The following is a 14,477-nucleotide window of genomic DNA, read 5'->3' as shown; positions in this document are numbered from 1 at the left end:
TTTATTTTAATGAGAACAACCTATTTTATTTTTCGCCTTCGAACCTGTCTCGCCAGATAATATATCCCCACCAGTTGATTCAATCACTCGATTCGTAACTTCTCTTGCAATAGTTCCTGAAACAAGTTGTAAAACGTCATTTACTACAATTTGAGTTTCTTTAAATTCCTGAACAATAGGAATTTCATCAATTTCATTTTGTAGACGCTCGATTTCCTCGTCTACTTTTTTTAGCGCTTCATGTTTTCCATATGCTTGGAAATTTACTGCTTGTTTTTGTAACGTTTTTATTTTTTGAATGAGCTTCTGTACTTTTTGATTTTCGTTTAATTTAGCTTCTACTTGCTTAAATCTTTCTATTTCATCTGTGCTTGACAGCATTTCTGCTAGCCTTTTTGCTTCATCTAGTACATCTTTACGTGTATAGGTAGCCACATTAGTTCACCTCAATTGTATTTTCCACCATTATACCATCTAACGACCACGTTTTGGCTTCCGTAATTTTAACATCTACTATTTTACCAATTGAAGATTTCGGACCTTTAAAGTTTACTAACTTATTCTTTTCTGTATATCCTGCTAATACATCGGGATCTTTCTTACTTTCACCCTCTACTAAAACCTTAACTACTTTATCTTTATACGTCTTCATGGATTCTGCTGCTTGTTTATTTACCAATTCATTTAGACGGTATAGACGTTGTTTCTTCACTTCTTCTGGGACATCATCTTTTTTACGTGCGGCTGGTGTCCCTTCACGTGGAGAATAAATAAATGTATAAGCAGCCTCAAAACCTACTTCTTCCACTAACGACATCGTTTCCTCAAATTGTTCATCTGTTTCATTAGGGAAGCCAACGATGATATCAGTTGTAAGTGTTACATTAGGGATTGCTTTTCGTATTTTACGTACTAATTCCAAATATTCTTCACGCGTATATTTACGGTTCATTTTCTTCAATACTTCACTACTTCCTGATTGGACTGGAAGGTGAATATGATCAAGAAGGTTTCCACCTTGAGCTAACACTTCAATTAAGTGATCATCAAAATCTCTTGGGTGGGAGGTAGTAAAACGCACCCGTGGAATGTCAATTTTATGAATGTCATTCATTAAATCACCAAATGTATACTCTATATCTTCGAAGTCTTTTCCATACGCATTTACGTTTTGACCCAGTAATGTAACTTCCTGATACCCTTGCGCAACTAAATGACGAACTTCCTGAATAATGTCTTCCGGGCGGCGACTTCTTTCTTTACCACGCGTCATTGGGACGATACAGTATGTACAGAATTTATCACAACCATACATAATATTAACCCAAGCTTTAATTTTACCTTTTCTTACTTTAGGAAGGTTTTCAATAATATCGCCTTCTTTAGACCAAACTTCAACAACTTGCTCTTTGCCAAACATTGCTCCTTTAACTAAGTCTGGTAGGCGATGGATGTTGTGTGTTCCAAAGATTAAATCGACATGAGGATGTTTCTTCATGATACGGTTTACAACGGACTCTTCTTGCGACATACAACCGCATACACCTAGAATAACATCTGGTTTTTCCAATTTAAGTGGTTTTAAATGTCCAATTTCTCCAAATACTTTATTTTCAGCATTTTCACGGATTGCACATGTATTTAATAGGATAATATCAGCTTCATTTGTTTCTGAGGTTGACTCATATCCCATTTCACTTAAAATACCTGCCATTACTTCGGTATCATGCTCGTTCATCTGACAACCATATGTACGAATGAGGAATTTTTTACCTTTTCCAATTGTTTTCATATCTTCTGGAATGGAGAAATCGTAATGGAATTTAACGTCTTCTTTAAACCGTTTTCTAGCTTTTTTTATATCAGGAGGTTGATAACTTGTTTGAAAGTATTTCGCTATCATTTCCTCACTTGAAGTGTTCTTAATACGTTCTATATTGTCCTGATTACTATGATCCACTGAATCTACTTGTTTTATTTGTGCTTGTTCTTTACGTTGCTCTTCATTCATAGTTATACTCCTTTCATAGGACTTAAAGAGGTCGTTCAAAAAGTCCAGTAAAAATAACATGCCCCTTCAAAAGTGGAGGCGTGAGTTGGGCACAAAACTTATCTTTAGTCGGTTTTCCTTTAAAGAAGTTCGTTGGCGATAACAGCATCGATGTTGCAACAAATCTTTACGGTGGGACGAGTAATAGGAGCCCCAGGACGTTGCGACTTTAGCCGATTCGGTCCTTTATATCCTCCCTTTTGAACACGGAATTAAATATACATAAGTTTACAATTTTACAGTATAACCCCTATTCTTAAATTTAACAATAAAAAATATAATGAGCAAATAAAAACCCTCCCCTAATTTATAAGAAAGGGAGGGTTTAAAAAACCATTATCGAGGCTCTACAATTAGTTTAATCGCAGTTCTTTCTTCATTATCAATCATAATATCTGTAAAGGCTGGGATGCAAATTAAATCTACTCCACTCGGTGCAACAAATCCTCTTGCTATAGCAACAGCTTTCACTGCCTGGTTAAGAGCACCTGCTCCAATTGCTTGAATCTCCGCTGTACCACGTTCTCTTAATACATTTGCAAGTGCACCTGCTACTGAATTTGGACTTGATTTTGCTGAAACTTTTAATACTTCCATGACTAGTACCTCCTTCATTTGCTATTATAGTTCTACTGATACTATATTCGTGGAGATGTTAGCTTATTCCCTATTATGCATCAATTTTTCAAAAGATTCCATAAATCAGATGGCCCATCCCATGAAAAGCCTTACGAAGCTAGTGGAATTTTTAAAAGAAATTTTCAGCCAAAAAACGGATGATCTTCATTTATTAAAATCCGTTCAATATTCGTTGCTTTACCGCTATGATTATCTATTGTTATCACTACTGCCCCTAGCTGTGTTCTTCCATTTTTCGTTACTTCAAAGCGGACAGGCAAAGATGTTAAAAATCTTTTTATGATCGCATCTCTATCCACACCTAAAATCCCATCATATGGACCCGTCATTCCCACATCAGTAATATATGCGGTACCTTGTGGCAAAATGCGTTCATCTGCAGTTTGTGTATGAGTATGTGTACCTACAACTGCACTTGCACTTCCATTCACATACCAGCCGATTGCCTGTTTCTCACTTGTTGCTTCCGCGTGGAAATCAATAAATATAATATTAGTCCGCTTTTTGGCTTCCTCTATTAATTCATCTACTTCTAAAAACGGATCATCAATTGCTGGTAAAAAAGTTCTTCCTTGTAAATTAATGATCGCAGCTTCCACCCCGTTTACATTCATATAGATAATCCCTTTACCAGGTGTTCCTTTGGGAAAATTAGCTGGACGAATCATATATTTCGCATCATCAATAAATTCAAATATTTCTTTTTTATCCCAAGTATGATTTCCCATCGTAATTACTTGGGCACCCCATTCCATAAATTGTTTATAAATTTTTTCCGTTATACCTTTACCTGAAGCGGCATTTTCACCATTTATAATGGTTAAATGGGGGCGGTATTTTTCTTTTAATTTTGGTAAATATTCTTTAACCATTTCTCTTCCTGGAGATCCTACGACATCTCCAATAAATAATATTTTCATTCTGCTATCATCCTATCTTATCTATTACTTATAGTTTTTCATAATCATTTTTCAAAGTCAAAAAATTTAATTTCTATTTATTTAAAACGATTAGAAAAACCATTGTTTGATACGTTAAGATTTTATACTATTTCAACGCAAAACAAAAGTAGCCACTTAATATGGCTACTTTTGTTATTTTGCATATTCTACTGCTCTCGTTTCTCTTATCACAGTCACTTTAATGTGGCCTGGATAATCGAGCTCATTTTCTATTCGTTTTCTTATATCCCTAGCAATACGAACGGATTCTAAATCGTCAATTTCATCAGGTTTAACCATTATCCGAATCTCTCTACCCGCTTGAATTGCAAAAGACTTTTCTACACCTTCGAATGATTCAGAGATTTCTTCCAATTTCTCTAATCTCTTAATGTAATTTTCAAGTGTTTCACTTCTAGCACCCGGTCTTGCTGCAGACAGTGCATCGGCAGCGGCTACTAATACAGCAATAATAGATGTAGCCTCTTCATCACCATGGTGGGAAGCGATGGAATTAATGACAACAGGGTGTTCTTTGTATTTAATGGCTAATTCTTTGCCAATTTCTACGTGACTGCCTTCCACTTCATGGTCTATTGCTTTACCAATGTCATGTAGAAGTCCTGCTCTTCTTGCTAACGTTACATCTTCGCCTAATTCAGCAGCAAGCAACCCTGAAAGGTACGCAACTTCAGTAGAATGCTTCAACACATTTTGACCATAGCTTGTACGATATTTTAGACGACCAAGTATTTTCACTAAATCTGGATGTAGACCATGTACGCCAACCTCAAATGTTGTTTCTTCTCCAACCTCGCGTATATATTCATCAACTTCACGTCTTGCTTTGTCCACCATTTCTTCAATCCTTGCTGGGTGGATACGTCCATCTTGAACGAGTTTTTCTAATGCAATACGAGCAATTTCTCTTCGAATTGGATCAAAACCAGATAAAACTACTGCCTCTGGTGTGTCATCGATTATTAAATCAATACCAGTTAATGTTTCTAGTGTACGTATGTTTCGACCTTCGCGCCCGATAATACGTCCTTTCATTTCATCATTTGGAAGGTTTACAACAGATACAGTTGTTTCAGCAACGTGGTCTGCAGCACAGCGCTGTAAAGCAAGCGATAAAATACTTTTTGCCTTTTTGTCCGCTTCTTCTTTGACACGATTCTCAGCTTCTTTAATCATGACTGCTGAATCATGTTTTACTTCTTTTTCAATCTTCTCTAAAATAATCTGCTTCGCTTGGTCTGATGTATATCCAGAAATGCGCTCAAGTTCCATTTGCTGCTGTTCTTTCATAGCTTCCACTTTGCTTTTCATTTCTTCAATTTGTTGTTGTTTGTCTGCTAGACTTTGTTCTTTACCCTCTAACAACAGTTCACGTTTGTCTAATGTCTCACTTTTCTTATCAAGACTTTCTTCTTTTTGCAACAGACGATTTTCTTGCCTTTGTACTTCTGTTCGACGTTCTCTGAGTTCTTCCTCTGTTTGCTGGCGAAGTTCATGAATTTCATCTTTCGCCTCAAGAAGCGCCTCTTTTTTAGAGGCTTCCGCATTCCGATGTGCTTCTTCTACAATCTGTTTAGCTAAATTTTCCGCACTAGAAATCTTAGCTTCTGCAATAGATTTACGTATCAGATAACCAACAACAATACCGACGATCAGAGTAAGCAAAATGGAGATGATTACATAAATAAGGTCCATCTTTTCACCTCCTATTGCCATAGGTTTAACTTTCATATTGTCGGCATGTAACATGTAGATGCATAATCTAACAATTAATCTTATAAAAATTATAAAATTATACAGTACAATTGTAATTGCCTGTATTATAAATGTCAAGAAAACGTCATAAAAACACGATAAAAAAATCCATATATTTCCTTAAGAAATAACTTAATACATTTTAACCAAAAAAGGTCCTTACGAATTTTATCGTAAAGACCTTTTTCAATGGATTAAACATCTAGACTTTCTTGACCTACTTGTTCCGCATCTTCGGGATCCGTATCATCTAAATTATAGTGGTTTCTAATTGCTAGGTGTATTTCATCCATCATTTCTGGATTTTCTCTTAAGAATATTTTTGCATTTTCACGCCCTTGACCAAGACGTTCACCATTATAAGAATACCAAGCTCCACTCTTTTCAACAATATCTAAATCCGAACCGATATCTAGAATTTCTCCTTCTTTAGAAATTCCCTCACCGTACATAATATCTACTTCTGCCTGTCTAAATGGAGGAGCAACTTTATTCTTAACTACCTTAACCCTTGATTTATTCCCAACAATTTCATTTCCTTGTTTTAACTGCTCCGCACGGCGAACTTCTAATCTTACAGAAGAGTAAAATTTAAGCGCACGTCCACCTGGTGTTGTTTCGGGGTTCCCGAACATAACACCAACCTTTTCACGGATTTGGTTAATGAAAATAGCCGTTGTTTTAGATTTATTAATCGCTCCAGAAAGTTTTCTTAATGCTTGAGACATCAGTCGAGCTTGTAAGCCAACGTGGGCGTCTCCCATTTCACCTTCAATTTCTGCTTTCGGCACAAGTGCTGCAACAGAGTCCACAACAATAATATCTACCGCTCCACTACGGACTAACGCTTCAGCGATTTCTAATGCTTGTTCACCTGTATCGGGTTGTGAAAGTAATAATTCGTCGATATTTACCCCTAATGCACGTGCATAAATTGGATCTAAAGCATGCTCTGCATCGATAAAAGCTGCTTGTCCGCCTTGTTTTTGCGCTTCTGCGATTGCATGTAGCGCTACAGTTGTTTTACCAGAAGACTCTGGGCCATATATTTCTATTACTCTACCTCTTGGATAACCGCCTATACCTAATGCAACATCCAATGCTAGGGAACCACTTGGAATAGTTGCAATCTTCACTAATTCCTGTTCACCGAGTTTCATAATCGAGCCTTTTCCAAATTGTTTCTCTATTTGTCTTAAAGCCATATCTAAAGCTTGTTTTCTATCACTCAACGAGACTACCTCCTTAAATTACTACTACTATCATACAATGATTTTTAGCTTTTGCCAAGAAAGAATCGAATAAATGTTCTTATGTTTTGGTAGTCAAAATTATCCAGAAAAGTTGATTTGTACTACTAGAAAACATCAAATCTATTAACTTTTCTTGCAAAATTAAAATTTTAGAAAGTGGAAAACTATTTCTAAGCCTTTTAAAGTCGCTCTTCTTCTAATTGCATTTCTGTCACCAGAAAATATAAATTTCTCTACTTTTTTCTCTCCATTACTAGTTGTAAGTGCAATATAAACGGTACCTACACTTTTGCCTTCTACTTCATCAGGACCAGCAACCCCGGTAAAACTTATTCCAATATCGGCATCCAGTTTACTAGAAACTTGTTCTGCCATCTCTAACGCACATTCTTCACTAACCGTACCTTTATTTTGAATAGTTTCTTTGGAAACACCTAACACATCTTGTTTCACATTCGTATCATAACAAACAATTCCTCCGCGACATACATTAGAAGCACCACTTACCGAAATAAGTCTATTCGAAAACATCCCACCCGTTAAACTTTCAGCACTAGCAATTTTCATCTTTTTCTCTTTTAACAACGAAATAATATTTTCTTCGATCGTCTCATCGTTAATTCCATAGAAATAATCTCCAACTTCATGGAGAATCTGCCTTTTGCTTTCTTCTAATAATCGTTCTGCCCGTTCCTCAGTCTCTTCTTTTGCGGTTAAACGAATAACGACACCAGTATTTTGAGCTAACGGTGCAATAGTAGGATTTTTCTGAGCCTGGATTAAATGGCTTAATCTATGTTCTAATTCTGACTCTCCAATGCCTAAGAATTTCAATACCAACGACTTAATGACCTCAGTATTCCCGGTTAACTTTTGAAGATATGGGAAAACTTCCTCTGTAAATAAACCTTTCATTTCCCTTGGCACACCTGGAAGGAAAACCCACGTGGTTGACTCATGACTAACAATCATACCTGGAGCCATACCTTTCCTGTTAAAAAGAACCTGACTTCCTTTAAACACTCGTGCTTGTCTTCTATTATTCGGTGTCATAACCGTATTATTTTTTTCAAAAAATGATTGAATTTTATCCATAGACGGTTTATGTTCAACTAATTCAAGTTCTGTCATCAGTTGAAAAGCTTCTCTCGTTAAATCATCATCTGTTGGCCCTAAACCACCAGTAACTATAATAATATCTGATCGTTTTTGTGCTTGTTCAAATGCTTCCTGTACACGATTTAAATTATCGCCTACTACTCCATGCTGATACACATTGATACCTAAAGAAGCAAGTTGGTTTGATAACCACTGTGCATTTGTATTTGCTATTTGTCCTAAAAGTAATTCTGTTCCAACTGCTATTATTTCAGCTTTAACATTTGTCATCATTTAGAATCCCTCATTACATGCCAATTTTTTATAAAATAATCAATACCCGATAAAACAGTGAAAAATAATGCGATATATAACATAATTATACCAATTGGTAATCCAAAATACGAGAATGGAAAATTATGCAATAATAATATTGCTATGGCAATCATCTGTGTTGCTGTTTTAATTTTACCCATGCTTCCTGCAGCTAAAACAATTCCCTCACCAGCTGCTACTAAACGCAAACCTGTTACGGCAAACTCTCTACTAATAATAATGATAACAACCCATGCAGGGGCATATCCCATTTCAATAAGAAGAATTAACGCTGCAGAAACAAGTAATTTATCTGCCAATGGATCTAAAAACTTCCCTAGGTTTGTTACTAAATTATGCTTCCTTGCTATATAACCATCCACCCAGTCCGTTGTGGATGCAATAATAAAAATCAGTGCAGCAATGAAATGAGCTACAGGTAATTCACTATATCCTATATCCCATATTCCCCATTCAAATGGATAACTAAGTAGTAAAATAAAAATAGGAATCATTAAAATTCTAGATAATGTAAGTTTATTTGGTAAATTCATGTTTTTTTCCCTTCTATCTTTTATAACTAAAGAAACAGAAACCCTTCCACATAGATAACTGGAAGGGTCTACTATGTTTATTCAATTTCTTGATCGTTAATATTAATCCATAATTGTTGATGCACATATTGGTTAGCATCTACCGGATATTCTAATTCTATACCATTGATGGTGACTTTTAAATCGGAGGCATTTCCGATGTTTAGGTAAATTTGACTTGACCCACTTAAATCTAATTCGAGTGGTGAGCTCTCAGCTTCAAAAGTACTACTATATAAAGATTGATCTTGATCACCTTTCACATCAAGCCATGTTCTTGAATCTGTCTCAAAAACTAATTTAATTTCATCTCCTGCATTCGATAATTCAAGAGTAGATTTAGGACTAGATCCTGTTCCCGCTTCTACAACTGTTAGTTCCGCTTGAGATTCATTTTCCTGTTTCATATCCTTTTGTTTTTCTTTAGAATCTGAATTTGTTGATTTTTCATTCTTGTTGTTATCTTCTGTTGCGGAACTCTCTTTATCTTTATCATTCGGATTGTTAATGATAATTTCTGTATCATCTAATTTCTCTTCTTTTGCAGCATTATCCCCTTTACTCGAACTGCCATTAAAAAACCAAATTACGAATACGATAGCAAGAATTAATAAAATAACGATAATAGCTGGAAATATGGAGAAGAGTTTTGAATTTTTCTCTACACTTTCTTTTTTAGCCCTCTGCATTCGACTATATTCTACCGGGGGAGATTCCTCTTTTGTTTCAGGAATTTCTTCTTTATGCTCTTCTAATAATTCACTCGGATCAATTCCAACAGCATTTGCATATTCCTTTATAAAAGCTTTTGCATAGAACTTACCCGGAAGTATTTCAAGTTTTCCCTCTTCAATTGCTGCTAAATATCTCTTCTGAATTTTAGTTATTTCTTGTAGTTCATCTAATGACATACCTTTAGAGACTCTTGCCTCTTTCAGCCTTGCCCCTATGTCCATTTAAAAAACACCTTCCGTTCTAACTATAGGTTAATCCGAAGTCTGATCACAAAAGTTTAAAAATCGAACATGGAAAATCCATTTCCGCCATGAAATGGTTGATTCTCAAACTTTTCATACGTAATTTCTTCGTTTTCATGACTCCTTAATTCAATAATATAATCAAAATCTTCCATTGTATATTCTGTTGATTGAACAAATATATCCGGATGCTCTACTATTTTCACTGCCGGCAATTGCATCAATTCTCGAATTAATTGCCAATGTTGTTCATTAGCCTTAGTTGAGACAATACCGTCCATAATATAAATCGTATTTGTACTATATTCCCCTTCTATTAATTGATTTCGTATTGTTTGTTTAAGCATTGTACTAGAAACAAATAACCAACGTTTACTGGCGCATACACTTGCGGCCACTACAGATTCTGATTTTCCAACCCGAGGCATACCGCGAATCCCAATCAATTTATGTCCATCCTGTTTAAATAATTCTGCCATAAAATCGACTAATAAGCCCAATTCATCTCTCACAAAACGAAAAGTCTTACGGTCATCTCTATCTGTATGAATATATTTTCCATGCCTGACAGCCAATTTATCCTTCAACTTAGGTTTACGTATCTTGGTAATTTTTATTGTTTCAATCATTTGTAAGACGGTTTTCAGACGTGCAATATTTTCATCATATTCTGAAACTAAAAGCATACCCCGTCTAGAATTTTCTACACCATTTATTGTCATAATATTGATGGATAACATACCTAATAATGACGATATTTCTCCTAACAACCCTGGTCTATTTGTTTGAATTTCATATTCAAGGTACCATTCTTTATCCATAGAAAGCCCCTTTATGATACATTATACAATACTAAATACTATCATAAATGATTTTGTCGCAAGTGAAAAGCATAATATGTAAACTTTACCAAATTCCTTATTAAAGAACAAAGGCGCAAGCGCCCGTTTAGTGACGTATAGACTGGACTGAGCCGTAGGAGATAAAGGAAACACGGTGAGTGTAAGCGAGCCGATGTTGACTTATTGTACGGAAGTGAAGGAAGTCTACTAGTCACTGGGCGCTGGAGCCGGACGTGGCTTTTTCTATATATAAGTTAGCCACAGCCATACAAATTTTATAATTTCCCAGACAATTACTAAAAGAAGCTGTAACGGTTAAGTATACAGCTTCTAATTAAATTAACTTTAATTTGATTTTTGAACTAGCTTTACCATCGTGCTAGCAATAGCTTGCTGTTCTTGCTCGGAAGCAGCATTCCAAAGTTCTTTTAGAACAGCTTCTTCCTTGTTTTTGGCATCCACGTTTTCAGCTAAATAATCGCCAACTTCTGCAGCAATACTGTTTATTGTCTGTTGATTCATCCCTTGTTGCTGAGCCTGCTCTAAGCGATTTGCTAAAAAGCCTTTCCATGTATCGAAGTTTTCAAGAATTGACATACTATTTCTCTCCTTCCACGAGTTTATTACGGATATAGTATGTGAATTTAAAATTCATTTATACATGAATACATTACCAACCACCATTTATATTTAAAATCTCACCTTGTATATAACTGGATTTTTCATCTAATAAAAAAGATACAGCATGCGCAATTTCGCTTGGTAAACCAGCACGATTTACAGGAATTTCCGATATGACTTGGGCTTTTTCTTCTTCTGATAAGGAGCGATTCATTTTCGTATCAATAAAACCTGGACTAATGGCATTTACTGAGATTCCACTCGGTCCCACTTCCTTAGCTAAAGCTTTAACAAAACTATTTTGTGCCCCTTTAACAGAAGAGTACACAACCTCATAACTTGCACCTACATTACCCCAAATCGATGTAATAAAAATAATATTACCAAAATGTTGTTGAACCATATTTGGCAATACCTGCCTTGTAATTTTCCACGGAGCTTTAACATGAAGATTTAACATTTGGTCCATTAATGTATCTGACGTTTCTTGAAATAAACGAAATTCAGCTTTGCCACTTGCAAAAACAACGATATCAATTCGAAAGACTAACTGGTTTAAAAATTCATTCGTTTCTTTTTCATTACTAAGATCTGCTTGAATAACACTAAGGACACCTTTGTCTTTAATCTTTCTACGTAGCTCCGTCATCGCTTCTGAATTTTTATGGTAATGTAAAATCAATTGATATCCATCTTTTGCTAAACGTTCCACAATCGCTTGACCAATATCCCCACTAGCACCGATAACTAAAACATTCTTCCCCATACTCTACTCCTACTCAGCAGAAATCGTACAGACTGCTAAACGTTCTTCTTCGATCCATTCTTTTAAAAATTGATTTGCTTCTTCTAATTGTAACGCTTGAATCGTTGGGATGATATCAAATAAATCTACTTTTGATATATGATAATGCGTATACTTATTTGCCATAAATTCCAATGAATTCATAGAACGCAACAGCCTGCCAATTTTCTTTTTCTTCATACGATTAAAATCTTTCTCGCTTAATGTTTCATCGCGAGTAGATAATAACAATTCCTTCACTTTATTTGAAAACACTTGTGGTTCATCACTATTACTACCTATTAAAGTATATCCATAATTTTTATCTAATGTTGTTTCAAAATAAAAGCTATCATCAATTAATTTTTCTTGATAGAGTTCTTGATAAAAAGAACCACCTTTTGAAAAATAATAATCCACAATCATATTCTGTAATAAATCTTTTTTCAGAAATTCTTCCCCACTAATCTCTTCTGATGATTCTTTTATTCCAACCGTGCATTTAGGTACAGAAACGGGCATTTTAATATGATGTTCTTTCATGGCTACTTCTTTTGGCTCATTCGGTAAATAACGATTAATTTCATCCATCTTCTTAAATTCCTTAGAAGCCTGGTTTGATTTAATTAAATTCATCATTTGTTCAGGATTAAAGTTGCCTGTAATACATAACGTCATATTTTCTGGATGATAAAATGTATAGTAGCAAGTATACAAATCATCCTTTGTTATTTTACTAATAGATTCTACTGTACCAGCTATGTCAATATTGATTGGATGATTTTTAAACATCGCTTTAATGGTTCCCATAAACGATTGCCAATCTGGTTGATCATCATACATTTTAATCTCTTGACCGATAATACCTTTTTCCTTTTCAACCGATTGTTCAGAAAAATAAGGATCCTGCACAAAATTAATTAGGGTCTCTACATTCTTCTCGATATGATTAGTAGCAGAGAATAGATATGCTGTTTTGGTAAACGAAGTGAAAGCATTAGCGGAAGCGCCTTGTTTCCCAAAGTCAGCAAATACATCATGATCTTCTTTCTCGAATAATTTATGTTCCAGAAAATGTGCGATACCCTCAGGAACCGTTATTTTTTCGGATTGCCCAATGGGAACAAAGGTCTGATCAATCGAGCCATAATTAGTTGTAAAAATCCCATATGTTTTAGCCATTTCGGGTTTCGGTAATAAAAATACAGTTAAACCGTTATCTAATTTCTCAGTATAGAGTGTTTCAGCGATATCATTATACGTTTGTTTATTCATTTTCTTGGCCTCCTTCACTCGTTAAAAGATAAACTGTATCTTCTTCTATTTTTTGTGCAATTTGTATAACTTGTTCTTTCGTTACACTTTTAATTTGACTGATTATTTCATCCGGATCTATAGTTTTTTCCCCAACTACCTGTTGATATAAAAGCTCAATAAATCCTTGTGGGTGATCCATTGTCTCTAACATTTGATTACAAATTAATTCTTTTGTTTCTGATAAATGCTCCTCTGTAAAATCTCCATTTTTCATCGCCGTTAATTGTTCTCTAATGATATCTCTTGCCTTCTCAAAATCTTCTGGAGCAATACCACTAAAAACAAAAAGCAACCCTTTATGACTCTCCATTTGTGAGGAAGCATAATAGGCTAAACTATTTTTTTCTCTAACGTTGATAAATAGTTTAGAACTAGGAAACGCACCAAAAATTCCATTAAACACTTGCAGAGCATAATAATCCTCATCTTTAAAATACGTATTGGTTCGATAACCAATATGCAATTTAGCTTGTTGGACATTTTGTTTCTCGATAATTTCTTGCGGTTCCGTAATTTCCTTCTTCGTTGTCTCTCGTCTATCTAGTAAGCTTACGGAACTACGATTCATCGAAGCAATAATTTCGTTTTTTATTTCTTCTTCATTAAAATCTCCTAATACATAGATATCCAATTGATTATCTTGAAGTAAGCTTTGATAATAACTATAAAGATCTCCAGCTGTTAACGAATTCAAGTCTTCTTCATAGCCATGAACATGTAATGAATAAGGTTCATCTTTACACATTTCATCGATTAAACGCATATTTGCATACTGCATTTTATTATCTTTAATTGCACTTATTTTTTGTTTTAATGTATCTTTTTCTCGATTAAAAATAGCCTCATCAAATGCATTATTTTTACTTTTTGGATGGAACATAAATTCGCTTAATAAAGCAATACCTTCTTTGATAATAGAAGTCTCTTCAGGGATGAACTTTGGATTCGCTAGTTCTAATCTAAAGGTTAAAATATGATTTTCTCCTTTTTTGCCTCCATCAATGGATAGGATTGCACCGAATAAATCATCCAATTTTAATTGTAATTCTTTTCGAGTTGGATAAGATTTCGTTCCTTGCTTCAATATATAGGGAAGTAATGCTCTTTTGGTAATTGTTTCTCTTTCTAAAGGAGCTTTTAGCTTTGCTACGATGTTAATCGTTTTATATTTATTACTTTGAATAAAATGAAACTCTATATTATTTTCGTTCAAACGTTTTTCCGTGATATCTTGCATAAATGAACCTCCCAAAAAAAATTTCCTTGATACT

At 34.8% G+C, this 14,477-nt stretch carries 14 protein-coding genes; all 14 read right to left on the bottom strand.

The features are described from left to right. Positions 1-6: 6 nt before the first annotated feature. Positions 7-435: a RicAFT regulatory complex protein RicA family protein gene (locus tag MHI02_RS10310; protein WP_083452600.1), complete on the bottom strand. Its 429-nt coding sequence runs from the start codon at positions 433-435 to the stop codon at positions 7-9. Position 436: 1 nt separating this feature from the next. Further along, positions 437-2,011 carry a tRNA (N6-isopentenyl adenosine(37)-C2)-methylthiotransferase MiaB gene (gene miaB, locus MHI02_RS10305; protein ID WP_047186109.1) on the bottom strand — a complete coding sequence of 525 codons (1,575 nt, stop codon included), beginning with the start codon at positions 2,009-2,011 and terminating at the stop codon, positions 437-439. A gap of 375 nt (positions 2,012-2,386) precedes the next feature. Next, a complete protein-coding gene (gene spoVS / locus MHI02_RS10300) occupies positions 2,387-2,647 on the bottom strand; it encodes a stage V sporulation protein SpoVS (RefSeq protein WP_047186108.1) in 261 nt (86 codons plus the stop codon). Positions 2,648-2,811: 164 nt separating this feature from the next. Further along, positions 2,812-3,609 (bottom strand): TIGR00282 family metallophosphoesterase, encoded by a 798-nt coding sequence (locus MHI02_RS10295; protein ID WP_341165878.1) that lies wholly within the window; start codon positions 3,607-3,609, stop codon positions 2,812-2,814. Positions 3,610-3,783: 174 nt separating this feature from the next. Further along, on the bottom strand, positions 3,784-5,346 hold the full coding sequence (rny, locus tag MHI02_RS10290; RefSeq protein ID WP_204798228.1) for a ribonuclease Y: 1,563 nt from the start codon (positions 5,344-5,346) through the stop codon (positions 3,784-3,786). Positions 5,347-5,600: 254 nt separating this feature from the next. Next, positions 5,601-6,638, bottom strand: a complete 1,038-nt coding sequence (gene recA / locus MHI02_RS10285) for a recombinase RecA (RefSeq protein ID WP_047186105.1) — start codon at positions 6,636-6,638, stop codon at positions 5,601-5,603. 162 nt (positions 6,639-6,800) lie between these two features. Next, a complete protein-coding gene (locus tag MHI02_RS10280; RefSeq protein WP_338113662.1) occupies positions 6,801-8,051 on the bottom strand; it encodes a competence/damage-inducible protein A in 1,251 nt (416 codons plus the stop codon). Then, positions 8,048-8,626, bottom strand: a complete 579-nt coding sequence (pgsA, locus tag MHI02_RS10275) for a CDP-diacylglycerol--glycerol-3-phosphate 3-phosphatidyltransferase (RefSeq protein ID WP_047186104.1) — start codon at positions 8,624-8,626, stop codon at positions 8,048-8,050. Before pgsA ends, MHI02_RS10280 begins: the two co-directional genes overlap by 4 nt. 77 nt (positions 8,627-8,703) lie before the next feature. Next, positions 8,704-9,621, bottom strand: coding sequence for a helix-turn-helix domain-containing protein (locus MHI02_RS10270; protein ID WP_060669022.1), 918 nt, complete (start codon positions 9,619-9,621; stop codon positions 8,704-8,706). Between the two features lie 56 nt (positions 9,622-9,677). Beyond that, complete coding sequence (locus MHI02_RS10265; RefSeq protein ID WP_047186102.1) at positions 9,678-10,463, bottom strand: DUF3388 domain-containing protein; 786 nt, start codon at positions 10,461-10,463, stop codon at positions 9,678-9,680. Between the two features lie 366 nt (positions 10,464-10,829). Beyond that, complete coding sequence (locus MHI02_RS10260; RefSeq protein ID WP_047186101.1) at positions 10,830-11,081, bottom strand: DUF3243 domain-containing protein; 252 nt, start codon at positions 11,079-11,081, stop codon at positions 10,830-10,832. A gap of 73 nt (positions 11,082-11,154) precedes the next feature. Further along, the gene (gene ymfI, locus MHI02_RS10255) at positions 11,155-11,871 is read right to left on the bottom strand and encodes an elongation factor P 5-aminopentanone reductase (protein ID WP_060669023.1); all 717 of its coding nucleotides are present in this window, start codon (positions 11,869-11,871) and stop codon (positions 11,155-11,157) included. Between the two features lie 9 nt (positions 11,872-11,880). Beyond that, entirely contained in the window at positions 11,881-13,164 is a 1,284-nt protein-coding gene (gene yfmH / locus MHI02_RS10250) for an EF-P 5-aminopentanol modification-associated protein YfmH (protein ID WP_060669024.1), read from the bottom strand. Continuing rightward, the gene (gene yfmF / locus MHI02_RS10245) at positions 13,157-14,443 is read right to left on the bottom strand and encodes an EF-P 5-aminopentanol modification-associated protein YfmF (protein ID WP_060669025.1); all 1,287 of its coding nucleotides are present in this window, start codon (positions 14,441-14,443) and stop codon (positions 13,157-13,159) included. The genes yfmH and yfmF overlap by 8 nt, the downstream gene beginning before the upstream one ends. Positions 14,444-14,477 lie beyond the last annotated feature (34 nt).

This window comes from Oceanobacillus sp. FSL K6-0118 (assembly GCF_038006665.1).
Taxonomy (GTDB): Bacteria; Bacillota; Bacilli; order Bacillales; family Amphibacillaceae; genus Oceanobacillus; species Oceanobacillus caeni.
This window is presented reverse-complemented; position numbering and strand designations above follow the sequence as displayed.